This is a genomic window from Xanthomonas sp. NCPPB 2586 (genome assembly GCF_041475775.2).
GTDB classification, from domain to species: Bacteria; Pseudomonadota; Gammaproteobacteria; order Xanthomonadales; family Xanthomonadaceae; genus Xanthomonas; species Xanthomonas campestris.
Genome location: NZ_CM192981.1, coordinates 4,560,605 through 4,587,297 on the forward strand (window position 1 = coordinate 4,560,605; position 26,693 = coordinate 4,587,297).

Annotated in this window: 25 protein-coding genes and 4 pseudogenes; 20 read left to right on the forward strand and 9 right to left on the reverse strand. The window is 66.5% G+C overall.

The window, feature by feature from the left end; translation table 11 throughout:
• The first annotated feature begins 31 nt into the window (after nucleotides 1–31).
• A pseudogene (locus ACCQ09_RS20065) lies at nucleotides 32–1,250 on the forward strand (RtcB family protein).
• A gap of 200 nt (nucleotides 1,251–1,450) precedes the next feature.
• Nucleotides 1,451–2,248, forward strand: coding sequence for a hypothetical protein (locus ACCQ09_RS20070; protein WP_040942403.1), 798 nt, complete (start codon nucleotides 1,451–1,453; stop codon nucleotides 2,246–2,248).
• A 146-nt stretch (nucleotides 2,249–2,394) separates the two neighbouring features.
• On the opposite strand, the gene ACCQ09_RS20075 is transcribed toward ACCQ09_RS20070, so the two are convergent.
• The 3 genes from ACCQ09_RS20075 to ACCQ09_RS20085 form a co-directional block, all read right to left on the reverse strand.
• Nucleotides 2,395–3,264, reverse strand: a complete 870-nt coding sequence (locus tag ACCQ09_RS20075) for an alpha/beta hydrolase family protein (protein WP_019238059.1) — start codon at nucleotides 3,262–3,264, stop codon at nucleotides 2,395–2,397.
• Nucleotides 3,264–4,376, reverse strand: coding sequence for a DUF3182 family protein (locus ACCQ09_RS20080; protein ID WP_228428214.1), 1,113 nt, complete (start codon nucleotides 4,374–4,376; stop codon nucleotides 3,264–3,266). The genes ACCQ09_RS20075 and ACCQ09_RS20080 overlap by 1 nt, the downstream gene beginning before the upstream one ends.
• Before the next feature lie 81 nt (nucleotides 4,377–4,457).
• The gene (locus tag ACCQ09_RS20085) at nucleotides 4,458–4,622 is read right to left on the reverse strand and encodes a hypothetical protein (RefSeq protein ID WP_014506264.1); all 165 of its coding nucleotides are present in this window, start codon (nucleotides 4,620–4,622) and stop codon (nucleotides 4,458–4,460) included.
• Between the two features lie 419 nt (nucleotides 4,623–5,041).
• On the opposite strand from ACCQ09_RS20085, the gene ACCQ09_RS20090 reads away from it, so the two are divergent.
• The 4 genes from ACCQ09_RS20090 (at nucleotide 5,042) to ACCQ09_RS20105 (ending at nucleotide 7,422) form a co-directional block, all read left to right on the forward strand.
• Nucleotides 5,042–5,323 carry a hypothetical protein gene (locus ACCQ09_RS20090; RefSeq protein WP_014506262.1) on the forward strand — a complete coding sequence of 94 codons (282 nt, stop codon included), beginning with the start codon at nucleotides 5,042–5,044 and terminating at the stop codon, nucleotides 5,321–5,323.
• A gap of 42 nt (nucleotides 5,324–5,365) precedes the next feature.
• Nucleotides 5,366–5,632, forward strand: a complete 267-nt coding sequence (locus ACCQ09_RS20095) for a hypothetical protein (RefSeq protein WP_029217015.1) — start codon at nucleotides 5,366–5,368, stop codon at nucleotides 5,630–5,632.
• A 123-nt stretch (nucleotides 5,633–5,755) separates the two neighbouring features.
• On the forward strand, nucleotides 5,756–6,349 hold the full coding sequence (locus ACCQ09_RS20100) for a DUF4142 domain-containing protein (RefSeq protein ID WP_011038964.1): 594 nt from the start codon (nucleotides 5,756–5,758) through the stop codon (nucleotides 6,347–6,349).
• Between the two features lie 182 nt (nucleotides 6,350–6,531).
• Complete coding sequence (locus tag ACCQ09_RS20105; protein WP_040941991.1) at nucleotides 6,532–7,422, forward strand: TIGR01777 family oxidoreductase; 891 nt, start codon at nucleotides 6,532–6,534, stop codon at nucleotides 7,420–7,422.
• A gap of 48 nt (nucleotides 7,423–7,470) precedes the next feature.
• Here the strand turns inward: ACCQ09_RS20105 and ACCQ09_RS20110 are convergent.
• Both ACCQ09_RS20110 and ACCQ09_RS20115 read right to left on the reverse strand, forming a co-directional pair.
• Nucleotides 7,471–8,852 (reverse strand): annotated as a pseudogene (locus ACCQ09_RS20110) (FAD-containing oxidoreductase).
• Nucleotides 8,849–9,313, reverse strand: coding sequence for a DUF4126 family protein (locus ACCQ09_RS20115; RefSeq protein ID WP_016944608.1), 465 nt, complete (start codon nucleotides 9,311–9,313; stop codon nucleotides 8,849–8,851). The pseudogene ACCQ09_RS20110 and the gene ACCQ09_RS20115 overlap by 4 nt, the downstream one beginning before the upstream one ends.
• A gap of 263 nt (nucleotides 9,314–9,576) precedes the next feature.
• Between ACCQ09_RS20115 and ACCQ09_RS20120 the strand changes: the two genes are divergently transcribed.
• The 4 genes and pseudogenes from ACCQ09_RS20120 (at nucleotide 9,577) to ACCQ09_RS20135 (ending at nucleotide 12,566) form a co-directional block, all read left to right on the forward strand.
• A complete protein-coding gene (locus ACCQ09_RS20120; RefSeq protein ID WP_040941992.1) occupies nucleotides 9,577–10,242 on the forward strand; it encodes a response regulator transcription factor in 666 nt (221 codons plus the stop codon).
• Nucleotides 10,239–11,448 (forward strand): annotated as a pseudogene (locus tag ACCQ09_RS20125) (sensor histidine kinase). The gene ACCQ09_RS20120 and the pseudogene ACCQ09_RS20125 overlap by 4 nt, the downstream one beginning before the upstream one ends.
• A 100-nt stretch (nucleotides 11,449–11,548) precedes the next feature.
• A complete protein-coding gene (locus tag ACCQ09_RS20130) occupies nucleotides 11,549–11,836 on the forward strand; it encodes a hypothetical protein (protein ID WP_040941993.1) in 288 nt (95 codons plus the stop codon).
• A 67-nt stretch (nucleotides 11,837–11,903) separates the two neighbouring features.
• Complete coding sequence (locus ACCQ09_RS20135; RefSeq protein WP_040941994.1) at nucleotides 11,904–12,566, forward strand: DUF3313 domain-containing protein; 663 nt, start codon at nucleotides 11,904–11,906, stop codon at nucleotides 12,564–12,566.
• Between the two features lie 216 nt (nucleotides 12,567–12,782).
• On the opposite strand, the gene ACCQ09_RS20140 is transcribed toward ACCQ09_RS20135, so the two are convergent.
• On the reverse strand, nucleotides 12,783–13,562 hold the full coding sequence (locus ACCQ09_RS20140) for a histidine biosynthesis protein HisIE (RefSeq protein ID WP_228428216.1): 780 nt from the start codon (nucleotides 13,560–13,562) through the stop codon (nucleotides 12,783–12,785).
• A 244-nt stretch (nucleotides 13,563–13,806) separates the two neighbouring features.
• Between ACCQ09_RS20140 and ACCQ09_RS20145 the strand changes: the two genes are divergently transcribed.
• The 9 genes and pseudogenes from ACCQ09_RS20145 to ACCQ09_RS20185 all read left to right on the forward strand — a co-directional run bounded on the left by ACCQ09_RS20145 (nucleotide 13,807) and on the right by ACCQ09_RS20185 (nucleotide 22,050).
• Nucleotides 13,807–15,243, forward strand: coding sequence for a Do family serine endopeptidase (locus ACCQ09_RS20145; protein WP_225043344.1), 1,437 nt, complete (start codon nucleotides 13,807–13,809; stop codon nucleotides 15,241–15,243).
• Between the two features lie 115 nt (nucleotides 15,244–15,358).
• Nucleotides 15,359–15,721, forward strand: a complete 363-nt coding sequence (locus ACCQ09_RS20150) for a hypothetical protein (RefSeq protein ID WP_011038974.1) — start codon at nucleotides 15,359–15,361, stop codon at nucleotides 15,719–15,721.
• Nucleotides 15,722–15,724: 3 nt separating this feature from the next.
• Complete coding sequence (locus ACCQ09_RS20155; protein ID WP_040941997.1) at nucleotides 15,725–16,228, forward strand: phage holin family protein; 504 nt, start codon at nucleotides 15,725–15,727, stop codon at nucleotides 16,226–16,228.
• A pseudogene (locus tag ACCQ09_RS20160) lies at nucleotides 16,225–16,602 on the forward strand (hypothetical protein); the annotation flags it as partial. The gene ACCQ09_RS20155 and the pseudogene ACCQ09_RS20160, both read left to right, overlap by 4 nt.
• Before the next feature lie 192 nt (nucleotides 16,603–16,794).
• Complete coding sequence (locus tag ACCQ09_RS20165) at nucleotides 16,795–17,901, forward strand: AI-2E family transporter (protein ID WP_011038977.1); 1,107 nt, start codon at nucleotides 16,795–16,797, stop codon at nucleotides 17,899–17,901.
• Between the two features lie 114 nt (nucleotides 17,902–18,015).
• Nucleotides 18,016–18,747, forward strand: a complete 732-nt coding sequence (locus tag ACCQ09_RS20170) for an HAD family hydrolase (RefSeq protein ID WP_040941999.1) — start codon at nucleotides 18,016–18,018, stop codon at nucleotides 18,745–18,747.
• A gap of 59 nt (nucleotides 18,748–18,806) precedes the next feature.
• On the forward strand, nucleotides 18,807–20,177 hold the full coding sequence (locus ACCQ09_RS20175; RefSeq protein WP_012439489.1) for a leucyl aminopeptidase family protein: 1,371 nt from the start codon (nucleotides 18,807–18,809) through the stop codon (nucleotides 20,175–20,177).
• Between the two features lie 242 nt (nucleotides 20,178–20,419).
• Complete coding sequence (locus ACCQ09_RS20180; RefSeq protein ID WP_040942000.1) at nucleotides 20,420–21,511, forward strand: catalase family peroxidase; 1,092 nt, start codon at nucleotides 20,420–20,422, stop codon at nucleotides 21,509–21,511.
• Nucleotides 21,508–22,050: a cytochrome b gene (locus ACCQ09_RS20185; RefSeq protein WP_040942001.1), complete on the forward strand. Its 543-nt coding sequence runs from the start codon at nucleotides 21,508–21,510 to the stop codon at nucleotides 22,048–22,050. The genes ACCQ09_RS20180 and ACCQ09_RS20185 overlap by 4 nt, the downstream gene beginning before the upstream one ends.
• Before the next feature lie 142 nt (nucleotides 22,051–22,192).
• Here ACCQ09_RS20185 and ACCQ09_RS20190 read toward each other — a convergent pair whose 3' ends face one another.
• The 3 genes from ACCQ09_RS20190 to ACCQ09_RS20200 form a co-directional block, all read right to left on the reverse strand.
• The gene (locus ACCQ09_RS20190; protein WP_040942002.1) at nucleotides 22,193–22,981 is read right to left on the reverse strand and encodes a ThuA domain-containing protein; all 789 of its coding nucleotides are present in this window, start codon (nucleotides 22,979–22,981) and stop codon (nucleotides 22,193–22,195) included.
• Between the two features lie 181 nt (nucleotides 22,982–23,162).
• Nucleotides 23,163–23,765, reverse strand: coding sequence for a response regulator transcription factor (locus ACCQ09_RS20195; protein WP_040942003.1), 603 nt, complete (start codon nucleotides 23,763–23,765; stop codon nucleotides 23,163–23,165).
• Nucleotides 23,766–23,853: 88 nt separating this feature from the next.
• A complete protein-coding gene (locus tag ACCQ09_RS20200; RefSeq protein ID WP_040942004.1) occupies nucleotides 23,854–25,041 on the reverse strand; it encodes a sensor histidine kinase in 1,188 nt (395 codons plus the stop codon).
• Between the two features lie 393 nt (nucleotides 25,042–25,434).
• Here ACCQ09_RS20200 and ACCQ09_RS20205 point away from each other — a divergent pair, with 393 nt between their 5' ends.
• On the forward strand, nucleotides 25,435–26,673 hold the full coding sequence (locus ACCQ09_RS20205; protein ID WP_040942005.1) for an efflux RND transporter periplasmic adaptor subunit: 1,239 nt from the start codon (nucleotides 25,435–25,437) through the stop codon (nucleotides 26,671–26,673).
• Nucleotides 26,674–26,693 lie beyond the last annotated feature (20 nt).

The following is a 26,693-nucleotide window of genomic DNA, read 5'->3' on the forward strand; positions in this document are numbered from 1 at the left end:
CGCCGCGCACGGCCCCAAAGGAATGAGAACAATGAACACACACACCTATGAATTTCTGCATGCCGAAGGCACCTCCACGCCGATCAAGGGCTGGGTGCGCGGCGTGCCGCTGGAAGAACAGGCGCATGCACAGCTGCGCAACATCGCCGCCGTGCCCTTTGTTGGGCCGTGGGTGGCGGTGATGCCCGACGTGCACCTGGGCAAGGGTGCAACCGTGGGCTCGGTGATCCCGACCCGCGGCGCCATCATCCCGGCCGCGGTCGGGGTGGACATCGGCTGTGGCATGGCCGCAGTGCGCACCACGCTGCGTGCCAACGATTTGCCCGACAACCTGGCCCAGCTGCGCTCCAGCATCGAGCGCAGCGTGCCGGTGGGCAATGGCCGTGGTGGCGAACACCGTAACCTTCCGGACAGCATCGCCACGCGCATTGCACAGTCCGGGCTGGTGCCGCGCCTGGAAGCGATCAAGCAGACCCATCGGCGCATCCGTACCGACAAGCTGGAGTGCCAGATCGGCACGTTGGGCGGTGGCAATCACTTCATCGAGATCTGCCTGGACGAAACCGATGCGGTCTGGGTGATGCTGCACAGCGGCTCGCGTGGCACCGGCAACCTGATCGGCACCTATTTCATCGAGCGGGCGCGTCAGCAACTGGCCCACCGCGTGCTGGGCTTTCATTTGCCCGACAAGGACCTCGCATTCTTCATGCAAGGCGAGCCGTTGTTCGATGAGTACGTGGAAGCGGTGTCGTGGGCGCAGGATTACGCCCGCGAAAACCGCGAGGCGATGATGGCGCGGGTACTGGCGGAAATGCGCCACCGCCTGCCGAAGTTCCAGCTGGAAAAGCTGGCGGTGAACTGTCATCACAACTACGTGCAGAAGGAAACCCACGGTGGCGAGGAACTGTTGATCACCCGCAAGGGCGCAGTCAGTGCGCGCACCGGCGAGTTGGGCATCATTCCCGGCAGCATGGGCACGCGCAGCTACATCGTGCGCGGGCTCGGCAACGCGGAGAGCTTCCACAGCTGCAGCCATGGTGCGGGCCGGCTGATGAGCCGGACCGCCGCGCGTCAACAGATCACGCTGGCGCAGCACCGCGAAGCCACTGCGCATGTGGAATGCCGCAAGGATGCGGCGGTCATCGACGAATCGCCGGCGGCGTACAAGTCGATCGAGGCCGTGATGGCTGCGCAGCAGGACCTGGTGGAAGTGCTGCACACGCTGCGCCAGGTGGTGCATCAAGGGGTGAGCGAGGGCCGCGCAAGCGGCCCTTTTTCATTGCGCGCGCGAACGCGACGAACTCATCCGTCGCTGCAGGTGCACAGTTCAGTCATGTCGTGGCCGCACTCACATCCACGCACACACGTTTCACTCCTGCGACGCCATCGTGACGCCACATTCGCGGACCTGCTGTATCAGGACGCGCCCTTGAAGCAACCCGGAGGCGACATGACCAGCTACGACAAGCAGGAACGCAAGGCAGAAGCACAGGACCTCAACCGCGACCCGATCTCCGGTACGCCCGGCTCCCATCCGGTGGGCGTGGGCGTGGGCGGCATTGCCGGTGGTGCGGCCGCAGGCGCGCTGGCGGGCACGGTGTTTGGCCCGCTGGGCACGCTGATCGGCGCCGCGGCAGGTGTGGTGGCTGGCGCTGCCGCCGGCAAGGGCGTGGCCGAGCGGCTAGACCCAACGGTGGAGGCCGAATACTGGCGCCAGGAACATCGCAACCGCCCTTACTACAAGGAAGGCACCGACTACGATCGCGACTACGCCACCGTTTACGGATTCGGCCTGCAGGCGCGCGAAACCCGCCCCACCAGCACCTGGGAAGAGACCGAAGCCACGCTGGCAGGCGAATGGCCGCGCAACCGTGGTGAATCGCGTCTGGAGTGGGACGAAGCCCGCTTGGCCGCGCGTGATGCCTGGGACCGTGCGGATCGCACCCACACCGTGTATCGCGACAACGACAACCACTACCAGAGCCGCTTCGACAGCGTGGGGTACCGCGAAGCCGATTATTCCTACGATGACTATCGCCCTGCGTACCGCTATGGCATGCAGGCGCGCCAGCAACATGCCGGCCGCCAATGGGATGACCATCTGGAGCGCGACCTGGGCGACGGCTGGGACCGCTTCAAGGCCGATTCGCGCCTGAGCTGGGAAAAAGCCAAGCATGCCGTGCGCGAGGCCTTTGATTCGGATCGTCACGATGGCTCGGTGCGCCGCACCGATGACACGCGTCTCTAAAGGAGCGCGCTACGTGCAACGCAATCCGTTGCACGCGGGTGGCTAACAACAACGGGCCCAGTGGGCCCGTTGTTGTTTTCAACGTCTTGCGAGACTGTCTTGCTGCGTGGCCAAGCGCGTGTTTTGAACCGCCTCGGCAAGTGCACCTATCCCGACGTCTTTTCCACCGCACGGATGTCGCCACGAAATTCGCGCGAACCCTGCCCCGGCAACGACACCGCGTCGCCCTGCTGTTCCTTGAGCAACTGCTTGCGTGCGGCCACCACTTCCTTGGCCAATGCGATGCGACGCCCCACCACCATCTCGGTCAGCCAATCGATCAATGCACGGGTGTATTCCTGCTGATGCTCTTTCACGCTCAACGCATGATCGGCACCGGCAATGACACGCGAGGTCAGCGAGCGCGCATTGGTGAAGGCAGTTGCATAGTTGCGCATCACTGGATGCGGCACGATCACATCGTTCTCGGCCTCCACCAGCAACACGTCGCCCTTGTATTGCGCGCACGCGGCAAGCGCCAGATTGTCGCTGGGCGCCAGCGCACGCCGGCGATAATCCATCAAGTCCGGGTCGGCATTCAGGCTCACTTTCGGCTGATCCCAATGCGCATCCTTGTAGAGCGCAGGCGAGCGCAGCGCCAGCCATTCCACCGGGCGCTCGCGCGTCAGCAAGGCCGAGAGATACCCCCCATAGCTCAAGCCCACCACCGCAATCGAATGCGCATCCACATACGGCAGGCTTGCCAGCTGATCGTAGGCGGCCTTGATATCGTCCAGGTTCTGCGCACGCGTCACGCTCTGGCGCATCGAGGCATAGCCTTCATGGCCGCGTAGATCGAAGGTCATGCAGATGCAGCCCAGGCCCACGGCTTCGCGCGCGCGCACCAGGCTGTGATGCTGGCTGCCACCCCACCCGTGCACGAACAACACGCCCGGCATGCCGGTCGGCGTGAGCAAGGTGCCGCTGAGTTCATCTTGGCCAACGGGGATTTCGATGCTGGATAGTTTGGCTTCCATCAGTCCGTGGACACCCTCCGGTATTTGATGCGCGGCCCGGGCCCGGGCCGCTGCGCGCGGTAGTAGATCTGTGCGTCGTCCGGCGCATCGCCCTCATACAGTTCATGCGTGGAGGCGGTCACCCACTGCAGCGCCGGGTCCTGCTGAAAGCTGGCAATGGCAGCGAGCTCTGCCGGCGTGGCACCGCCGACGCGCCAGGATTGCTCCAGCACCCCACAGACCGGGCCGGCCTGCGCGTCCTGTCCACTCACCACATCGTAATTGCGACGCGAGATCTGTAATGCAGGATACGCGGCAGTGATGAATCGATCGTACATGCAGGCCTGCGCGACCACCTGTTTTTCAAGCGGCGGCAACGCGCTGGCGGCAAGCGCTTCGAGCGAGCCGCGGTAGACGCGCAAGCTGGAACCGCCATACACCTCTGCACCATTGCCATCGCGCACGCTGCACTGGGTGCCGTAGTAGGCAATCCGGATGCCGCCGATGCACAGCTCGCCCACGCTATGGGTGTGCGGCTGCACCACGTTGCGCTCCAGCACCGCGCCATGGGTGGCGAGATACGCAGGCGGCAAGGCGTCCAATGCGGCATCCAGCTGCGCGGCATCGTCGATCCGCCACTGGCCATTGCCACCCACACCGGTGGGAAGTTTCAATCGCACGCCACCGCCTGCACGCAACGCCGCTGCTGCCTGCGTGGCATCTGCACGCGAGAACACCGTGTACCCCGGCAACGTGGCGGGCATCAATGCCGTGGCCAGGGCCTGATTCCAACCGTCCACACGCTGCGCCGCCTCGGTAATCAACGGATGGCTGATGACCTTGGTGGCCAGAAAGGCGTAAGGCACCACGCCGCCCAATACGTCACGCGTGTCCTGGATGCCCAGCGTGCGTGCTTGTGCAATGGTCAGGGTTTCGTCGGGGATATGCAGCGTAGATGGCTGCTCGCGGCCATCCTTCTGAACGCGCTCATTGCTCTCTGCGTGCACGTTGCGCACGCCCAGTAGGCGCGCCACTTCGGCGCACACCCAGGCATGGGTGGCACGCTCGTGACCATCGCGAGATACGTCGCGCAGCGTGTGCCCCAGCACCTGCCGGTAGTGCGTGTGTTGCATGGCATTCCCCTCGTGGCAGGTTGTCACTGGCGTGATGCACGCATCGCATGCCATGCCCCGCTGTCTACCGCGCCCTGTCTGCTACTTCAGCAGCAGGTAGAACCCGAACACGATCAGCAGGACAACGACCAGGCTGACCAACATGCGGCCGCCACGTAGCTCCAACAGGGCGTGCCACCAGACGCGTGCTTCGGGGGTGCCGCTTGCGTGATGCGGCTTTGAACTGCGGTTATTGCTGTCCTGCATCCTGAGTGCTCTCTCCATCGCTCCAAGCGTCCACCTTAACGATCAGACGTTACACAGGTGTGGAGCGGTTCAGAATCTTCCGTGAAATGACGCAGTGCGCGCGCTATTTCGCGCAATCAATGCAGGCAACGCGACGCTGTTGCTTTACCGTGCGCAGTGCGCAGTTCATCGATGCCCCGTAACGTGGCTGCAATCGACACCGAAACTCCGCAGTGCCTGGTGGGTGGTGCGGCACATGTGCACGCAAGGTGTTCGCAGGTGAGTTGCGTTGGCACGCTGTGCAGGCGCGACGCAAAAAGCTGACTAATTAAGCAAACCCTGGCAAACGCCGCGCTGAATTGTCGCGTTCGATGATCATTTGTTGACATACCTGCAGTTACTCTGCGCGTCAAGTTTGTTTAACCCGGAACATGCAAGTCATGAGCAGAGATCCCTCCGTCATCGATGTACAAGCCGAAATCGCGCATTGGCAGGCGCGGCATGCCCAAGGCAATCTCGGCGCCGGCAAGTTCAGCGAATTGTCGCCGGTTGTGAAGATGGCCTGCGACATCTATCTGCAGGCACCGCGTTCCAGCGACCAGGAACGTTTGAGGCTGTTTCGCGACCGTCTGGAACATCACTTCATTTCGTCGAGCACGCAGTCGAACTACGAACAGTTGGCCACTGACTGCTGGCAGCGTCTGGGCAATCGCACAAGTTGATCGCAATCGTTGAGCAAGACCTGTAATCCAATGGAGATCGTCATGAAAACCCCGTATCAAGTGCAGCAGGAGCTGGAACGACTGGAGCGGCTGGTGCCGCACATCATCAGCGACCAGGGCGACCGCGCGGAGGAAATCCTTGGCTTCCATGTAGCCAGTTTGTTGGGCAGTGCACCGGCAAGCGAACACGCGCTGATCCGTGAGCGCACCGCGCACATGGCGCGGATGTGCCGGACCGGGCAGGCTGCAGCACGTGCACCTGTACGACCTCTGGGCATGCAACCCGTCGCCCAGCCGCAGTGGGCCTGATCCATGCGACACCGGAGCCGCTCAGCGGCTCCTTTGCATTTAGAGCAGCTATCAAAACTACTGGGCAGCCGCTCTTATAGGCCCATCGACGGCCGCCGCCATTCCCCCGCTTCCAGGACTTTCATGAAACTCACGCTTATTGCTGCTTCGTTGTTGGCCATGCTCTCCCTCAGCGCCTGTGATCGCCCCGGTGGCGACGCCTCGCGGACCGCGCCGGCCGTTTCGCCCGAACCCACGGCTGCCCCGGTGAGCGGCACTGGCGCAACCGAGTTGGCCAAGGGCGACGGCGGCGCGCTGGGCGTGCTTGCGGCGATCGACGAGAACGAAATCGCATTGGCCAAGCAGGCCATCGCACAGGATCTGGGCGGCGCCAACGACGAATTCGCCAAGCAGATGCTGCACGACCACGAGGCCAATCTGGAAAAGACCAAGGCCCTGGGCGCAACCGATTCGCCGCGCGCCGATGCAATGCGCGCCAAAGGCAAGGCCGCGGTAGACGCACTGGAAAAGACGCTCACCCTGCCGGACGGCAAGGACGCGTACCGCAACGCCTTCATGCGCACGATGGTCACCGACCACGCCGACACCATCAAGATCCTGGATGCGGAGCTGATCCCGGCCGCGGAGACCGACCCGGTCAAGGCGCACCTGGAAGAAACCCGCCGCGTGGTTTCGGCGCATTTCGAGCGGGCGCATTCGGTGTCGTCTTCGCGCTGACGCGCCAGGCGGTACCTGCATCACGACGCGCCGGCTTGTCCGGCGCGTTTGCGTTTCAGGCGTGCAGCGTTTCTCGTGCAGCGCGCAGCCGCAGTCACAAACACGCCCCCGCACGGCTTCACTCCACTCGCGCCCGCCATCGCCTATGGTGCGGCATCGATACGGCGCACTGGAGCCTGGCAATGCATCTGCTCATCACTGGCGGCACCGGTTTCATCGGCCAGGCACTGTGTCCGGCGCTGCTGGAGGCCGGCCACCAGGTCAGCGTGCTGACCCGCGACCCGACGCGCGCGGCGCGCACACTCCCCGGCGTGACCACGGTCGCCACGCTCAGCAACAGCTTGCGCGCCGATGCGGTGATCAACCTGGCCGGCGAACCGCTGGCCGCCGGGCGCTGGACCGACGCGCGCAAGCAGCGCTTTCGTGCATCGCGGATCGGCACCACCGAGCAGCTACACACCTGGATCGCCCAGCAGCCGGCCGAACAACGCCCGCACGTGCTGGTGTCCGGCTCGGCGGTGGGCTATTACGGCGAACGCGGCGACGCGGTACTGACCGAGGCCGATGGGCCGGGCGATGACTTTTCTGCAGCGCTCTGCCGCGACTGGGAAGCCGCGGCCATGGCGATTGCCGCGCTGGGCCCACGCGTGAGCTGCGTGCGCACCGGCATTGTCCTGGACCGCGATGGCGGCGCGCTGGCGCGCATGCTGCCGGCGTTCCGGCTGGGTGGCGGCGGGCCGTTCGGCAATGGGCGGCACTGGATGAGCTGGATCCATCGCGCCGATATGGTGGGCCTGCTGCAGTGGCTGCTGGAGCACGGCCAGGCCGGTGCCTACAACGCCACGGCACCGACGCCGGTGACCAACGCAGAATTCGCGCGCACGCTGGCAAGCACGCTGCACCGCCCCGCGCTGCTGGCGTTGCCGGCCGGTGTGTTGCGACTGGGCTTTGGCGAAATGGCCGATCTGCTGCTGGTCAGCCAGCGCGTGCTGCCGCAACGCGCGCTCGATGCGGGTTTTCAGTTCCAGTACGTGCGCCTGGACGCGGCCTTGCGCGCCATCCTGCAGCGCTGAGCGCGCGTACGCGGCCACACGCGGCACCCAGCAGTGCGCGTCGTCGCGTTAATGCGCAGGGGCCAGGGCGCGCGCCAGGGTCGGCCAGAGCTCGGAGACTTTTGGGTGGATCGGCACCGCCCATTCCAGGGTGTCGATCGGCTGGTCGGCGTTGATCAGGTCGACGATGCCGTGGATGGCTTCATCGCCGCGCAGACCCAGAATTGCGGCGCCCAGCACGCGCCGGGTCTGCGCATCGGCCACCAGTTTCATCATGCCGATGGTTTCCCCGTTCTCGCGCGCACGCCCCACCTGCTGCATCGGGCGCTGCGCCACCAGCAACGGCCGCCCGCTGGCACGCGCCTGGGTTTCGCTCATGCCCACCCGGCCCAATGGCGGGTCGGTGAACAGCGCATAGGCCGGCACCCGCTGGCTGAGCCGGCGCTCGGCGCCGTCGAGCAGATTGGCGGCCAGGATCTCGTAATCGTTGTAGGCGGTGTGCGTGAACGCGCCGCGGCCGTTGCAGTCGCCCATCGCCCACACGCCGGGCACATTGGTGGCCAGTTGCATGTCGACCTGCACATAGCCTTGCGCATCGGTGGCGATGCCGGCGGCCTCCAGGCCCAGATCGTCGGTGTTGGGCTGCCGCCCGAGGGCCAGCAGCACGTGGCTGGCCACGATCTGCGGCGCGCCCTGCGCGCACTCCAGTTGCACGGCCGCACCGTCGGCATGCGCCGCGAAGGCGATGCAGCGCGCGTCGGTGCGCACCGCGATGCCCTCGTCTTGCAACATCTGGGCGATGGCCTCGGAGATGTCGGCATCCTCGCGCCCGATCAGGTGCGCGTGCTGCTCCACCACCGTGACCGGCGCCCCCAGGCGGCGAAAGATCTGCGCAAATTCCAGGCCGATGTAGCTGCCGCCGATCACCACCAGATGCTGCGGCAACGTGCGCAGCTGCAGGATCGAGGTGTTGTTCAACGGACTGATCTGATCAAGCCCAGGCAGCTCCGGGGTGCGTGCGCGTCCGCCCACGTTGAGGAAGATGCGCGGTGCACTGAGTTCTTGCGCGCCCACGCGCAGCCGATCCGGCGCGACAAAGCGGGCATGGCCACGGATCAGCTGCACACCCGGCGTCTGCGCCAGCCACTGCTCCACGCCGGTGCGCGCCGCATCGCTGATCGCGTGCGCACGCGCCATCACCTGCGGCAGGTCGACCTCCACCGGGCCGGCAATGCGCACGCCATAGTCCCCCGCGCGCCGGGCCAGGTGCGCCACGCGCGCGCTTGCCACCAGGGTCTTGGTCGGCATGCAGCCGGTATTGACGCAGGTGCCGCCCACCAGGTGCCGCTCGATCACCGCCACCCGCTGGCCACGTTCGGCCAGGCGCACCGCCAGCGACGGCCGGCCTGGCCCGCGCCCACCACGATGGCGTCGTAGCGCGTGGCGGTCATGGCAGCAGCACCAGGGCCACACCGCCCAGCAGCAGCGCGACAGCGTCTTCGAGCAGCCCGGCGGGACGGTCGCGCCCCAGCCGCTGTGCCACGGCGGCACGTGCGGCAGCGCCGCCATAGGTGCCCAGCACCGCACCGACCACACCAGCCGCTGCGCCGAGCACCCACTGCCCCGCCTGCAGGCCAATCGCCCCGCCGCACAGCGCACCGCTCAGCAGCCGGGTCAGGAACTGCACCGGCACCTTGCGGCTGGGCGTGTTGGGCAGTTGGTCGGTGATCAGCTCACCCAGCGCCAGCAACGAGACGATCCAGGGGGTGTAGCGCCAGCCCAGCCAGCCCAGCGGCGTCCCGGCCAGGTGCACGTGGCCCAGGGCCGCGGCCCAACTGAGCAGGGCGGGCGCCAGCATCGCGCGCAGCCCGGCCACCACACCCAGCAACCACGCAGCAGGAAGAAGGTCCATGCAACCACTCCTCGTGAAATCAGCGGGATGCCGCGTCGGTGCGAGCCAGGCTCGGACACGGCCGCGATCGCCGCGAGTATAGGCAGCCCAGGCGCTCTCCCTCGCGGCTGAGCCCGTTACTGCGCACGTCGATACCACTGGCCGGGCCGCCCCTGGTCGGCTGCCCGGGTCGCCCGCGGTGGCGATGCACTAATATTTGCCTAACGACCACAACCGACAGTGCTGCGGAGATCGGACTGGCCCCAGTGCCCGGCGGACCCACCATGCACCTGCTCCTTGTTGAAGACGACACCATGCTTGCCGACGCCATCTGCGACGGCGTCCGCCAGCAGTCCTGGACCATCGACCATGTCGGCACCGCCGCTGCGGCCAGGACCGCGCTGGTGGAACACCACTACACCGCGGTGTTGCTGGACATCGGCCTGCCCGGCGATTCCGGGCTCACGGTGATCCGCTACATGCGTGGCCATTACGACCCTACCCCGGTGATCGCGCTGACGGCGCGCGGCCAGCTCACCGACCGCATCCGCGGCCTGGATGCCGGCGCAGACGACTACCTGGTCAAGCCGTTCCAGTTCGATGAACTGATGGCACGCGTGCGCGCTATCGCCCGGCGCAGCCAGGGCCGCGTGGTGCCGTTGCTCACCCAGGGCGAAGTGTCGGTGGACCCGAGCAGCCGCAAGGTCACCCGCAACGGCAAGTGGGTCGCATTGAGCGCGCACGAATACCGCCTGCTGCTGGCCTTGATGGAACGCGCCGGCCGCGTGGTCACCAAGGACCAGCTCGAAGAAGGCGTGTATGGCGGCCCGTCGGAAGGCGGCAGCAACATGATCGCGGTCTACGTGCACCAGCTGCGGCGCAAGCTCGGCGACGAGGCCATCAGCACCATCTATGGCCAGGGCTACATGATCGGCCAGGCGCCCGAATGAGATCCCTGCAGGCGCGCATGCTGGCGACGCTGGGGGGCGATCGTGGTGCTGAGCTGGGCAGCCTCGATCTGGATCATCGTGGCGCTGATGTTCCATGGCAAAGACAGCGCACTCGAACACGAACTCACCCATTTCGGTGCGCAGCTACTGGCGGCGCTGCCGGACCCGATCGAACGCCAGATCGCCACTGTCGATGCAGCGCATCTGCGCGCCAGGCGCAATGCCCGCGCCCACGACCAAGCTGCCGCCGATGCCGAATCGCCCCGCGCCGAACTGGAACGCACGCTCACCGCGATCGTGCTCAATACCAGCCAGCTGGCGCTCCTGGGCCTGCTGATGTGGCTGGCGGTGCGCACCTCGCTGCGCCCGCTGCGCGCCATCTCGCACGCCATCGCGCAACGCAAGGGCCTGGACATGGAGCCGCTGCCTTTGCAGCAGGTGCCCGATGAAATCCACCCACTCGTGACATCGTTCAATACGTTGCTGGCCCGCGTGGAAAAGGCCGTGCAAGCAGAACGCGATTTCGTTGCCGACGCCGCACACGAGCTGCGCACACCACTCTCCGCACTGCACGCCTACGCCGAGGTCGCCCTGCGCGCCACCACGCTGGAAAGCAAGGACGCCGCGCTGCAACGCCTGCTGGAAACCGCACGCCGCAGCAATCGCCTGGCCGAGCAACTGCTGGATCTGGCCCGGCTGGATGCCGGCATCAGCTCGGCGGCGTATCACCAAGTGGAAATGGCCGAACTCATCACGCATGTGCTGGACGAATTCAGCGTGCAGGCCGAGGCACGCCATATCAATCTGCAGGTGGAAGCCGCACCGTGCGTGCTGCGCTGCGACGTGGACGCGGTAGGCATCCTGATCCGCAACCTGGTCGACAATGCCATCCGCTACGGGCGCCTGCACGGCACGGTGGAAGTGAGTTGCGGGTATTGCCTGCGCGCAGATCAGCTGCATCCGTTCGTGCAGGTCAGCGACGATGGCCCCGGCGTGCCGGAGGACGCCCGCGCCGCGATTTTCGAGCGGTTTTACCGTGTTTCCGGCAACGCGGTGCAAGGCAGTGGCATCGGGCTGTCGCTGGTGGCCGGCATTGCGCGGCTGCACGAGGCGCGTATTGAGACCTGCGAAGGCGGCGACGGACGTGGCCTGTGCATCCGCGTGCTGTTCCCGGCTGGCACCACCAGCGGCCCCGCTGCGCGCTGAACACACAAGCACGCACGGCGCCCTCGGCGCGCGCACCAATACCGTCCCAAACAGTGCTGCCTACAGTGCCTGGAACCGCTCGCATCCAGGATGCACGCCCATGTTCCACTCCATCCGTTCTACCCCGCCCGCTCCCGCTCCGCTGGTGCTGCACGTCCCCGCAGTTGCCGCCAACGATAGTGCGCCGGCCGCCACCACCGACATGCACGCGGCACCGCCGTATCGCTGCGCCCGCACCGGCATCTGCAATCGCGACATCTGGAGTGCGCTGCCAGACATCCGCAGCGCGCGCGATGCGCGTCGCCTGCAGCACCGCCAGTGCGGGCTGTTGTGCCTGGCGGCCACTGGTGTGCTGGTGATGGCTGCGTGCCGGTTGCTGCTGCATTGAATCCGCGTGCCAGCCGCGCTGGTGCTGCTGATCCATTCGTTGTCTCCTTCCAATCAGGTACCCCTGTATGTCGAGCTCTCCTGTTGTTCGCTGGTGCGCAATGGCATCGGTCGGCCTGCTGCTATGCAGCTGCGCCAGCACACGGCCACTGCCGTATATCCAGTTGCCCTCGTCCAGCTATCTGCGTCCGCATGACGGGAGCCGCGGCGACCGCATGCCCTACGCGTATCAAGGCGATGCGAACTGGAGCCGCTACCGCGCCGCGATCGTGGAGCCGGTCAGCATCTATCGCGGACCGGATGCGCAGTTCGAAGACGTACCCGAGCAGGACAAGCGCATGCTGGCCGAGTACATGCAACAGGAATTCAGCGGCGCCATCACCCAGCGCTGGCAACGCGCCACCACACCCCTGGCCGACACCGTGCGCATCCGCATCACCCTCACCGGCGCCAAGCCCAACAAACGGGTGATCGGCACCATCATGAAATTGGATATCGGTGGCGGCTCCTACAACGCGGTGCAGGCCGCACGCGGCAAGGAAGGCGCGTTCTCAGGCTCGGTCAGCTACGCGGTGGAAATCTTCGATGCGCAGAGCAATCGCCTGCTGGCCGCCTACGTCGAGAAGCAATATCCAAGCGCCTTGAACATCAAGGCCAGCCTGGGCGCATACGACGCCGCCAAGGCCGGCATCCGCAGAGGCGCCGACCAGTTTGTGCAAGGCCTGCAGTGAGTGATGCCGTGGCTGCGCTGCGCAGCGCAAGGCGGCTTACGCCGACGGCGGCCTGCGCAGACGCAGTGGCGTGCCGCATCCAAACGTAGCGCTTACCTAGGCTCCGCGGCCGATGTGCGCGCAGCGTCTTGCACACCGTTCAATTGGTGCGCCGCTGTCACCGCCGCCACTGACAATGAAACAGGCCGGCGCTACTGCAGCGCCGGCCCGTGGTTTTCAGCGCGTGCCGCGCGGGAGGGCCTTCTTGACTGCGGCCTTGCGCGCAACGCTGTTCTTGGCCACCACGCGCTTGGCCGGCGATGCGCTGGCGGTGGCGGCTTTCTTCAGTGGCGCCTTTTTCACCGCCACCTGGCGGGTGGCGGTCTGCTTGGCCGCGGGTGCCTTCTTGGCGATCTTCTTGGCAATGGCCTTCTTCACCGCTACCGACTTCACCTGCGCCTTCTTGGCGGCCGAGCGGGTGCCGGCCGTGGCAACCGCCGCCTTGCGCGCAGCCTTGCTGGCAGCGGTCTTGGTGCTCAGTGCCGCCGCTTCGGCCTTGGCATTGGCCTTGGCGGTTTCCAGCTTCAACTTGGTAGTGGCCTTGGTGCTGGCGATCTTCTGCTTGGCCGCGGCCTTGGTAGTGGCAATTTTCTTCTTCGCCGTGGCGGTGGTGCCAGCGATCTTGCGGTTGGCCGTGGCCGCGGTGGTTTCGATCTTGTGCTTGGCTGCCGCCGTGCCGGTCTCGATCGACTGCCGGGTCTTGGCCACGCTGCGCTTCACCGCGCTGGCGGCGGCGCCGGCTTTCTTGACCACGCGTTTTTCGACCTTGACCACGGCCTTGCGCGCCTTGCTGACCCGCTGCTTGACCTGCGTCACCGCGCCATCGGCGGCGTCCTGCACGCTGGCGACCGCGTCACTGGTGGTGCTGGCGATGCTCTGCCCCAGTTCGGTGGCCGTGCTTTTCACGCTGTCGACGGCGTCGGACAGGGTTGCCGTCACACCATTGCCATTGCTCATAAGCCCTCCTTCGGGGCGTCAGTGTGGAAACCCGGGGCGGTGCGCACAGGCACGCCGTATTGCTGAATGTGGGGCTGTCCGAGCGGACGCTACGCCGGGCTCAAGCGGCTGTCAACGCAATGCCCACAAGGCCTGCGCGCAACTTTCACCAGCGGTTAAATCGCGCGCTGGCATCTTCGTTCAGCTTGATTTACGCAGTCAGACGCCCTATTCCTCTTCCACCGCGTAACCCGGAATCCGTTGCATGCGACCGCTGCCCACCCTGCTGTCCCTCTCGCTGGCCGCCGCGTTCGGCGGTTTCGCTGCCAGCGGCATCAATGCCTGGCTGGACAACCGCGCCGAAGCCGCGCCCACCGCGGGTGCTGCATTTACGCTGCCTACCGCCGCCACGTTGCCGGCGGCGGTCGCCGGGCAGCCGGTGCCCTCACTGGCGCCGATGCTGCAGCAGGCCATGCCGGCGGTGGTGAGCGTCAACACCAAACAGGTGGTGCGCGTACGCAACCCGTTCTTCAATGATCCAATCCTGCGCCGGCTGTTTCCGGAAATCCCGCAGGACCGCATCAACGAGTCGCTGGGCTCGGGGGTGATCATCGATGCGCAAAAGGGCTATGTGCTGACCAACCATCACGTCATCGAAAACGCCGACGACGTGCAGGTGACGCTCGGCGACGGGCGCACGGTCAAGGCCGATTTCATTGGCTCCGATGCCGATACCGACATCGCGCTGATCCGCATCAAGGCCGACAACCTCACCGACATCAAACTGGCCGACAGCAATGCCTTGCGCGTCGGCGATTTCGTCGTGGCGATCGGCAACCCGTTCGGCTTCACCCAGACGGTCACTTCGGGCATCGTGTCGGCGGTGGGCCGCAGCGGCATCCGTGGGCTGGGCTACCAGAACTTCATCCAGACCGATGCGTCGATCAACCCCGGCAATTCCGGCGGTGCGCTGGTCAATCTGCAGGGCCAGTTGGTCGGCATCAATACCGCCAGCTTCAATCCGCAAGGCAGCATGGCCGGCAACATCGGCCTGGGCCTGGCGATCCCGTCCAACCTGGCGCGCAACGTGGTCGAGCAATTGGTGACCAAGGGCGTAGTAGTGCGCGGCACGCTTGGCCTGGAAACCCAGAACCTGACCCAGCAGATGCTGCAGGGCCTGGGCGTGGATTCGCTGCGCGGTGCGCTGGTGACGCGCGTGTTGCCGGGTTCGGCGGCGTCAGCGGCTGGCGTGCAACCCGGTGATGTGATCGTGGCAGCCAACGATCAACGCGTGGACAGCGCGCAGGCGCTGCACAACTACGAAGGCCTGCAGGCAGTGGGCAGTGCGGTCACGCTGGATATCCGCCGCGACGGCAAGCCGCTCAAACTCAAGGCCACCTTGAAGGAACAGGACCGCGCAGTCACCGGCGACATGCTCGACCCGCGCCTGGGCGGCGCCACCTTCGTGGATCTGCCCGAATCGCTGCGCCAGTCCGGTGTCACCGGGGTCATGGTGAGCGAGGTCAAACGCGGCGGGCGCGCGGCTGCCAACGGGTTGGTGAGCGGCGATGTGATCGTGGCCAGCAGCGTCGGCGAGTTCGCCGACCTGGCCAGCTGGCGGGCCAATTTCCAGCGCAAGCCGCAACAGCTGGTGCTACGCATCCTGCGCGGAAACGCCCAGTACGACGCGCTCATGCGTTGATCCGGCGTGCACTGGCGAGCGCCTGCCCTAACACCCCCTACACCCTGCCGATGCTATTGCTACCGCACGACCGCACGCTTTCGCGGCTGCCCTCAACGACCGTAGGAGATATCGCATGAGCCCCACCAATACCGAACAGCTGAAGGACAACCTGAGCGAAGCCGGCACCCATCTGAAGTCCGCCGCCAGCGCAGCGGGTGAAGCGGTCAAGGGTGCCACCAGCGCCGCGGGCGATGAGCTCAAGCTGGGCCGTGCCAACGTCAAGGCCGAACTGTCCGACACCGCGCTTGCCGGCATGGCTGCTGCCGAGTTCGGCGGCGCCGCTGCCAAGGAACAGATGGACGTGCTGGTCAGCAAGGGCAACGATCTGCTCGACAGCGCCACCGATCTGATCCGCGAGCGTCCGCTGGCCGCCTTTGGTGTGGCATTTGCTGCTGGCTGGATCATCGCCAAGCTGGCCCGTAGCAACGACAACTAAGTCGTGAGCGATCAGGCCTCTACTGCTGGCGGCCCGGACGCGCACGACGCACGTCCGGAAACGCCAGGATTGGACGAAAGCGTACGTCAGGTCGGTGCTGCCGGCCGGGCGACGCTGGGATCGGCCAGAGACACCAGCCGCGCCTTGCGCCGGCTGGTGTCGGCCGACCTGCAGCTGGCACGCAGCGCCTTTGGCCGCGGCCTGGCCTGGGCATGTGTGGCGGTGGTGTTCGGCGCCTCGTCCTGGTTGCTGCTGGCCGGTGCCATCATCGCGCTGCTGCAGCGTGCAGGGTTGTCGTGGTTTCAGGCGATGTTCTTCACCGCGCTGGCCAGCCTGCTGGTCACCGGCCTCGCCGCATGGCGGGTGTTCTTCTACTTCGATCACACCGGCATGAATGCCACGCGCCGACAGCTGGTGCGCCTGGGCATCTTCGATGACGGCAATGACGATGAGACCAGTCCGACCTCGCCGGCAGCGCCATCGTCCACAACCGGAGGCCGCCCATGAAATTCGGCGCCATGCGTCATCGCGTTGAACGCGCCGAACTGCTGGTCGAAGGCCGCAGTGACGAAACCCGCCAGCATTGGGCGGAGCTGCGTCAGGCATGGACCAGTGGCTGGTCACCGGTGCGGATTCTGGCCGCCGGTTTCGGGCTGGGCTTTGTCGTCGGCCGCAACGAACCGCAGGCCGCACTGGGCAGCATTGCCAGCAAGTTGGGCGGCATCCCCAAGATCCTGCAGATGATCAGCACCATCTCGGCGCTGTTTACCGCGCACCGCGCGCAGGAAGCTTCCGAGCAGGCCGAACGCGCTGCCGACAACGCCGAAGAAGTTGCCGCCGACAACAGCGCAGGTGCTGCCATGGGCCCGGTGCCGGTGGACGAACGCACGCTGGCCACGGCCACCGTGGCGCCAGCCCAGGCGACCTACCCGCGCGGCGCACCACGTGCGGCCGAGGCCGCTACAGAGCTCTCCGAGCATTGAATTCCCGCGCACAGTTCTGTGCGCGGCGTTGACACGTTCTGCTGATAATGGCCCACCGCCGGCACCTCGCCGGCTGCTGCCAGGGCGCGCATGAACTTCCCCGTTGACTCACTGGATGCCGCCGAACCGGCAGACTCGCTTCCGCCACCACCGGCGCCACGCCCGCGTGCACCCGCCTCGTTGGTGGTGTTGGCCACGCTGGCAGTGGGCTACACCCTCTGGGCCGCGCAAACGATCATCCTGCCGGTGATGCTGGCGGCGTTTTTCGCGCTGATCGGTAATCCCATCCTGCGCGGCCTGCGCAAGCTATATATCCCGCGCTTTCTCGGCGCCTTGATGATCCTGTGCCTGGGCCTGGCCGGCACCGTGGCACTGGCTGCGCAATTGGCGGGCCCGGCGGCCGAATGGGTGCAGCAGGCACCGCGGCAGATGCGCCAGATCGCCCGCGATGTGCGCGACTTCACCAAGCCGGTGCAGCAGGCCAATCAGGCCGCGGAAAACTTTGCCCGCGCCGCCGGCGGCGAAGGCGCACGCGGCATCCAGATCGTGCGCACGCAGCTGGATGACCCGTACAAATCACTGACCCGCACGCCCAAGCTCGCCGCCTCCGTGCTGGCGGTGGTGCTGCTGACGTTCTTCTTCATGGTGTATGGCGAGAGCCTGCAACGGCATGCGATCGCCTTGCTGCCCAATCGCCAGCAGCAACGCTTCACCACCGAAATCATGCTGGACATCGAGCGCGAGGTCTCGCGCTATGTGCTCACCATCAGCGTGATCAATATGCTGGTGGGTCTGGTATTTGCCGGCATTTTGTACGTACTCAAGATTCCGCTGCCCGAAGCCCTGCTGTGGGGCACCGTGGTGGCGCTGCTGAACTTCGCGCCATACGTGGGCCCGCTGATCGGCGTGATGCTGATGTTGCTGATGGGCTTTGTGGAATTCCGCACCACGTTGTCTTCGCTGCTGCCGGCCATCCTGTATCTGGCGCTGCATACCATCGAAGGCCAGGTGGTCACCCCGATCGTGCTGGGCCGGCGCATGGCGATCTCGCCACTGATGCTGATCCTGGCGTTGATGCTGTTTGGCTGGCTGTGGGGCATGGTTGGCCTGCTGCTGGCGGTGCCGCTGCTGGTGTGCATCAAGATGGTGCTCAGCCGGGTGGAAGGCATGCAGCGCTGGGCGCGGTTGTTGGAGTAGCCGGGAATCGGGAATCGGGAATCGGGAGTTGGGAATCGGGAATCGCAAGAGCAGTGGCTGCGCTCTACCCATTCTCGATTCCCGACTCCCCATTCCCGGCATTACAATCTCGCGATGAGTTTCCAAATCAGCGCCATCACCATCGACCTCGACGACACGTTGTGGCCCTTCGCTCCGATCGGTGCGCGCATCGATCAGGTGTTGTACGACTGGATGTGCGAGCACAGCCCGGTCACCGCAGCGCGGTTCCCGGTGGAGGCAATGCGCGAGTTGCGTGAGCGCAGCTTTGCCGACAACCCGCACCTGCATCACGACCTGAGCGCGCTGCGCAGGCTCACGCTGGAGATGGCCTTGCGCGACAGCGGCGGCGATCTGGCGCTGCTGGAACCGGCCTATGACGTGTTCTATGCCGCGCGCAATCAGGTGGAATGCTATCCGGATGCGCTCGATGCCTTGGCGCGCATCGCCGCGCACGTGCCGGTGGCTGCGCTCAGCAACGGAAATGCCGATCTGGAACGCATCGGCCTGATGCACCATTTCGCCTTCCAGCTTGGCTCGCGCGAACACGGCAGCGCAAAACCCGACCCGAGCATCTTCCTGGCCGCGTGCGCGCGCCTGCAGGTGCCGGCCGCGCAGGTGCTGCATGTGGGCGACCATGTGCGCATGGATGTGCTGGGCGCGCTCGATGCCGGCCTGCGCGCGTGCTGGATCAACCGCGAGCAGGCGCAGTGGTCGCACCCCACCCAGCAGCCGGACCTGGAGTTCGACAGCCTGACCGGCCTGGCCGATTGGCTGGACGTGCACCACACACCAGCGGCGCACGCTGGCGTGTGCGTGCCCGGCTAAACCGGCGTCTTCTTTCCGCAGCTTTTGCGCGGCGTGCCGCGCCGCATTCGAGGATTCCCATGTCCCACTTCACCGGTTTCACCGACCCCAGCGCGGCGGCGTTGCCGCTGCATGTCCTCGACCGCGAAGGGTTTGCCAGCTGGTGTGCCGACCAGCCCACTCAGGTGCTGGCATGGGCGCAGGCGCAACGCTTCGACGCCGCACCCGGCAGCGTGCTGCTGCTGCCCGGTGAGCAGGGCCTGGCCGGTGCGGTGCTGGGCATTGGTGACCGCGCTGACGCGTATGCGTATGCGCATGCGCCGATGGCGCTGCCGCCGGCCAGCCGCTGGATGCTGGCCACGCCGTTGAACGAAGCCGAACAGGCGCTGCTGCAGCTGGGCTGGGGCTTGGGGGCCTACCGTTTTGCACGCTACCGCAAGGTGCCGCGTGCGCCGGCCGAACTGGCCGCCGCGCCGTCTGCGCATACCCGCGCGCTGATCGAGGCCTGCCTGCAGGTGCGCGACTGGGTCAATACACCCACCGAAGACATGGGCCCGCAGCATCTGGAAGACGCCGCACGCGCCTTGGCGCAGACGCACGGCGCACAGGTCGAGGCGATTGTCGGCGAGCAGTTGCTGACGCAGAACTTCCCCACCATCCATGCAGTGGGCCGTGCCTCGCACCGGGCGCCGCGGTTGATCGTGCTGCGCTGGGGCAAGCCGGAACACCCGCACCTGATGCTGGTCGGCAAGGGCGTGTGCTTCGACACCGGTGGGCTGGACCTGAAACCGGCCGACGGCATGCGCAACATGAAAAAAGACATGGGCGGCGCCGCGCATGCACTGGCGCTGGCCGGGCTGGTGATGGCGCAGCAGCTGCCGGTGCAGCTGACGTTGCTGATTCCGGCGGTGGAAAACGCCGTGGGCCCGGATGCATTCCGTCCTGGCGAAGTGATCATCACCCGCGCCGGCGTGAGCGTGGAAGTGGACAACACCGATGCCGAAGGCCGCCTGGTGCTGTGCGATGCGCTCAGCTACGCCAGCGAGCAGCGCCCGGACCTGATCCTGGATTTCGCCACGCTCACCGGCGCGGCGCGCATTGCGCTGGGCCCGGACCTGCCGGCCCTGTTCGCCAACGACGAAGCAGTGGCGCAGGCCTGGTTGGGCGCTGGCGAACGCACCCGCGACCCGGTCTGGCGCATGCCCTTGTGGCGCCCGTACCTGCGGTATCTCAACAGCCATGTTGCCGACATGGCCAACGCCGGCTCGCGCATGGCCGGCGCGGTGACCGCGGCGCTGTATCTGGAACGCTTTATCGCCCCGGGCCTGGCGTGGGCGCATCTGGACGTCTACGCCTGGAACGACAGCGACCGCCCAGGCCGCCCCGCCGGCGGCGAAGCACTGGCGTTGCGCTCGGCCTTCGCGATGCTGCAGCAGCGTTACGGCGGCTGAGGCACACGGCCGGCGCGGCGCGCGCCCGGCATCGTCGGATACCGCGCTGAGACGTGCGGGACGCAGTGCAGGCGCATGCGTTGCAAGCGCCGGTCACACCGGCACTTGTCCGCGCGTTGCCAACATCACACGCTACAAGCAGCGCCCTGCGGATGATGCGGCGCAGGCGTCCTCTGCCGCGACGACCGCGCGGCCAACCCGGGCGACCGCCACATCACCTCTCGCATCACCCGGAGCCAGCCATGTCGTTGCCACCTCCCTCGCCACACCGCGCACGCAGCCCTGTGGTGCCCTTGCTGGGTATCGCAGCGATTGCCGGCGGCATCGCCATCGCGTTCGCCTGGACCGCCGGCTGGATTGGCGGCGACCGGCTCACTGCCGCGCGCATGACCGACACCATCGAATCCAGCGGGCCGCCGCATCCGGGCTTCCGGCGCGCGCATACCAAGGGCGTGTGCGTGAGCGGGCAGTTCCAGTCCAGCGGCAAGGCCACCTGGCTGTCGTCGGCACGCATCTTCAGCCAGCCCAGCACGCCGGTGCTGGGGCGCATGTCGATTGGCGGCGGCGACCCGCACGGCGCCGACGGTGCGGCGCGCGTGCGCAGCATGGCGCTGCAACTGCGCAGCGATGACGGGCAGGAATGGCGCACCGCCATGAACAGCTTTCCGTTCTTCGTGGTGGCCACACCGGCCGGGTTTCAGGCGCTCAACGTCGCCTCCAAGCCCGATCCGGCCACCGGCAAACCCGACCCAGCCAAGCTGGCGGCGTTCGGCAAACAGTACCCGGAGGCGGCAAAATTCCAGCAGTGGGCCAAGACCGCGCCGTGGTCGGACAGCTGGGCCAATACCCAATACAACGGCGTCAACGCGTTCCGCGCGGTGGCCGCCGATGGCCGCGAGCGCTACATCCGCTGGTCGATGCGCCCGCACACGCCGTTCAAGGGCTTGAGTGCGGAACAACGCGCGCAGGCCGATGGCGATTTTCTGGCCGCCGATCTGGATGCGCGCCTGGCGCAGGGGCCGTTGCGCTGGGACATGGTGCTGACCGTCGCCGAGCCCGGCGACCCGGTGGATGACCCCTCCCAGCCATGGCCGGCGAGTCGCCGCCAGATCGTGGCCGGCACGTTGTCGCTCGACCATGCGCAGCCGCAGGCCAGCGGCCCATGCCGCGATCTCAACTACGACCCGCTGATCCTGCCCAAGGGCATTGCCGCCTCCAACGACCCGATCCTGGCGGCGCGCTCGTCGGTGTATTCGCAATCGTTCAATCGACGCGAGCGCGAGATCGCCAACGGCAAAGGCAGCGCCGCCACCGGCCAGGGAGCCCACCCATGAGCAGCCGTACCCACTTCAATCTGCCCGCACGCGTGCTGCATTGGCTGATGGCCGCGATGATCCTGACCATGCTGTTCGTCGGCGTGGGCATGGTGGCCTCGGTGACGCAGCGGCCGTGGTTGATCGACCTGCATCGCCCGCTGGGCATCGCCATTTTGATTCTCGCCGTGCTGCGGTTGATCAACCGCCTGCGCAACCGCCCGCCGCCGCTGCCCTCCGATCTGCCGGCCTGGCAGAAGGTGGCAGCCATCGCCTCGCACTGGCTGTTGTACGCGTTGATGCTGGGCATGCCGCTGATCGGTTGGGCAATGCTGTCGGCCGGCGCGTATCCGATCGTGTTGTGGCCGGGCGCGCAGTTACCGCCGATCGCGCCGCATGACCCGGCGCTCTACGCCTGGCTGCGCAGTGCGCATGGCTGGCTGGCGTATCTGTTGTTCGCCACCGTGCTGGGGCATCTGAGCGCGGCGCTGTTCCATGCCTGGGTGCGCCGCGATGGCGTGTTTTCCAGCATGGCGCGCGGGGAGCGCTCGGTGCGTTGATGGATGGGGGCTCCCTTATCCCCTCGGGAGAAGGTGCTCCGCAGGGGCGGATGCGGGTATGGGCGAAGCATCGGGTTCGCCGCCGTCTGGAGTGGCTTTGCCACGTACCCTCTCCCCAACCCCTCTCCCGACGGGAGAGGGGCTAGCGCTGGCGTTTTGTCTTGGCCTCTGGCGCAGATGCGTCGATGCCCTTGCCGGTCGCGGCCCAGTAAATCCCGCCGTACAGATGCTCCAGATAGCGTGGGTCGTTGTAGGCCTCGGCCAGATGGCCCAATGCCGTGGCGAAGACGCGGCCGCCTTCGAAGTGGTGGTACCACGCCACCGGGTGCTGCTTGCCCATGCCCTTGGCGACCTGGCCCGGCCAGATCAGCGTGGGGTCGTAGCTGGATTCGTCCACCGTCATCAGCGTCACTAACTCATCGCTGTAAGGCGGGTCGTATTCGTACCACTCATCGGTCCACACCCAGCGCGCGGGCAATCCGGCCGTGGCCGGGAAATTGGCGTCCACCACATCCACCATGGCGGTCTGCATGTAGGGATGGGTGCGGAACGACCGCCCGATCAAATGGTCGTACCACTCCCAGTCGCCGCGCTTGATCGCAAACGCCTTGTGCACGGCAACCACACCGCCGCCGTTACGCACGTACTTCTGAAAGTTGGCGCGCTGGGTGGGATCCAGATCGGTGGCCGGTGTGTTGAGCAAGACGATCGCCGCGTACTGCGACAGATCGCCATCGAAGGCCTTGGCATTCCAGGCCCACACCAGTTCGACGTAATGCTTGCGCGCCATCGCTTCGAACTGCGGCTTGGCGACGGGAATGTAGTCGTGGTGATACTGGTTGGGAATGGCCGCCACCAGAATCTTGAATTGCTCGGCAGATGCGTTGAATGCGCAGGCCAATAGCAGACCCAACAGCCACAGATGTTTCATGCAATGCGCTCGCGTTAATCACCCATCAACGAGTGTACCTGCGCACGCGTGGCATGCCTTTCCCTGCATTTTGGAATAGGTGTCCATGCGCGTTCTGCACCACAGACGTCACCGCATTACATCGCGCGTGTAACCGCGGAACATCGCGCATGCCGTGCACGCGTATCAGTGCATCACTTGCTCACAACCAGCCTTTCTGCCGCGCCAGGCGATACGCTTCGATGCGATTGGCCACGCCCAGTTTGCCGATGCATTCGGACAAATAATTGCGCACGGTGCCGTGCGACAACTGCAGCTGTTGTGCGATCTCGCTGGCCGAGCGGCCTTCGCCGGCCAGCCGCAATACGGTGCGCTCGCGCTCGCTCAAGGGGTCGGCTTCCACCCAGGCATCCATTGCCAGTTGCGGGTCGATCACCCGCCCGCCGCACTGCACCGTGCGCAAGGCGCTCACCAGTTGGTCGGCCGGTGCATCCTTGAGCAGGTAGCCGGCCACGCCGGCATCCAGGGCGCGGCGCAAGAATCCGGGGCGCGCAAAGGTGGTCACGATGATCACGCGCACCGGCAACGCCTGCCGCTGGATGCGCTGCGCCAGCTCCAGTCCGGTGAGCGCCGGCATCTCGATGTCGGTGACCAGCACGTCCGGCTGCAGGCGTTGCAGCTCGCGCCAGGCGCTTTCGCCATCGGCGGCGCTGCCGACCACCGTGATGTCGTCTTCCAGGCCGAGCAAGGCCACCAGCGCACCGCGCAGCAAGGCTTGGTCTTCGGCCAACAGGACACGGATCATCGGTCGCGCTCGCATGCATGCAACGGCTGCGCACGATAGCAGCCGCACGCCTGGCGTGTATGCGACACGCGCACCGACCGATGCGCCGTCAGTGCGACTGTGGCATCAGCGGCACCGGCGGCGGCGGAGTGGCCGGCGCCAGCGTGGGGCGCGGCAGCGGCACGCTGGCACGCAAGCGCATGCCACGCGGCAGCGCTTCCACATCCAGTGCACCGCCCAGGCCTTGCAGGCGCGTACGCATGCCGTCCAGGCCGTTGCCGGGCACGATCACGCCACCGCGCCCGTCGTCGGTGATTTCCAGCACCGCCTGCGCGTCCTGTGCCTGCAGGCGGACCCGCACGCGTTTGGCCTGCGCATGGCGCTGCACATTGGTCGCCGCCTCGCGCACCACCAGCGCGAGCGCGGTCTCGTGTTCGGGTGGCAAGGCCAGCGTTTCCAGGTGCTGCTCCAGCACGATGCCGTCCAGGTCCAGCAACACCCGCGCCGAGGCCAGTTCGGCCACCAGCCCGGCCGCACGGATGCCGGTGACCGCGTGCCGCACCTGCGCCAGCGCATCACGCGAGATCTGCGCCACCGCATCGATCTCGCTGCGCGCCGCCTGCGGATCACGCTCGATCAGGCGCGCGGCCAGATCCGACTTGAGTGCCACCAGCGACAAGGTGTGCCCGAGCAGATCGTGCAGATCGCGGCCAATGCGCTCGCGCTCGGCAGTGGCGGCCAGCCGCCGCACTTCATCCTGCGACAGCCGCAGCAGCATGTCCTTGCGCTCGTTGACGCTGTACACCGCGCCGACCGCCGCCATGCCCAGCACCGAGACCGGCAACCACACCAGCGATTGCCAGCCCAGCCCCAGCCAGCGCGCCCAGCCCAGGTAGAGCAGGTTCATCAGCACCAGCATGCCGAAGTGCCGCCACAACGCGTGCCGGGTGGAGGCGCGCAGGCTCAGGCAGGCAAACACGAAATAGCTGATGCCGGAGGAATACACCGGCAGCAAGGCCGCGCTGAGCACGCCCATGGCCAAGGCGTAGCGATACAACTGGCCGCGCGGGGCAAGCAGCATGCGCGCGTACAGCAGCAGGAACACCGGATACGACAGCAGCGTGCACAGCAGCCAGGTGGCATCGTAGCCACGCGAAGAAAACACCGGCACCACAAAGATCCAGGACGACCACAGCAGGTGCACGCAATCCATCCAGGGCGACTGCCCTTGCGCGAGGCGTGCGCTGACCTGCGAATTGGCGGCGGGGCGTAACCAGGCAGGAAGCGGAAAGCGCATCTGGATGAGTCCGGTGAGGAAGCTGGAGTCTGCCACCGCAGTGCGCGCAGTGGATTGAAACAGTTGAGCACGCATCCGGTCTGTAAGGCACGGCCCGCTTGTCGCGCGCGCCAGTGCGTGCACCTACGATGCGACGGGCGCAGCGCTGCCACAGCATGCCTGGCGAACGCGACAGCCTGGCACGCACCCAGCATCGCGTACTGCCACCGCTGCGCCCAGTTGCCGCTGTCATGTGCGGCGGGTGACAGCTGTCACTGGCGGGCACGATGCGGCGGTTGCATGCTGCGCGGCACCCACCCCGTTGGTCGCCTTCGTATTGCTGGTGACTTCCGGCAGCTTGCGGCACGGCGCCCGGCCGGTCACATTTCGCGCAGCACCCCGTCACGGTCAACGATGAACACTTCCGCCGATCTGCTCAAGCAACTCCGTATCGACCGCCAGACCCCGCCACCGGCTCCGTCCCGGCGTGGGCTGTGGATCGGCCTGGCCATCGTGCTCGTCGTCATCGTTGCCGCCGCGTTGTGGTGGTTCAACCGGCGCCAGGTCATCGAAGTGCAGACCGCACCGGTGGTGGCGATCAGCGCCGGCAGCAGCAGCGCCTCGGTGCTGGATGCTTCCGGTTACGTGGTGGCACGGCGCATGGCCACCGTGTCGGCGCAGGTCACCGGCAAGGTGCGCGAGGTGATGATCGAAGAAGGCATGCGCGTGGAAGAAGGCCAGGTGATGGCCACGCTCGACCCGCTGGACGCCGATGCGCAGCGCACCTTGTCCGCCTCGCAACTGTCGGCCGCACGCAGCCAGGTGGACAACATGCAGGCGCAGCTGGCAGTGGCCAATGCCGATGCCTCGCGTCTGCAATCGCTGGTAGGGGCGCAACTGGTCTCGCGCTCGCAGTACGAACAGGCCACCGCGCAGCGCGATGCCTTGCGTGCGCAGCTGCAGAATGCGCAGCGCAACGTGCAGGTGGCCTCCAATCAACTGGCGATCTCGGCGATCCGCTCGGACTTCAACGTGGTGCGCGCGCCGTTTGCCGGTGTGGTTACTGCCAAGGCGGCGCAGCCGGGCGAAATCGTCTCGCCGCTGTCGGCCGGCGGCGGCTTCACCCGCACCGGTATCGGCACCATCGTCGACATGGAATCGCTGGAAATCGAGGTGGAAGTGGGCGAGTCCTACATCGGCCGGGTGCAGCCGAAGATGCCGGTCGAAGCGGTGCTCAATGCCTACCCGGAATGGAAGATTCCCGGCGAGGTGATCGCCATCATCCCCACCGCCGATCGCGGCAAGGCCACGGTGAAGGTGCGCGTGGCATTGAAGGTCAAGGACCCGCGCATCGTGCCGGAAATGGGCGTGCGGGTGAGCTTTTTGGAACCGGCCAAACCGCAGGAAGCGGCCACGCCGCAAGGCGTGCGCGTGCCCGCCTCCGCGCTGGTGGAGCGCGATGGGGCCACGGTTGCCTTCGTGGTCGATGCGGAAAACCGCGTGCAGGCGCACACCGTCACCACCGGCATCACCCTGGGCGAGGACAGGCAGGTCAGCAAGGGGCTTGCCGCCGGCGACAGCGTGGTGTTGCAGCCGCCGGCGCAATTGAAAGATGGCGACACGGTGGCCGAGGCGGCCGCCGAGAGCGAGTGACGTACGCGATGGCGCCTTTG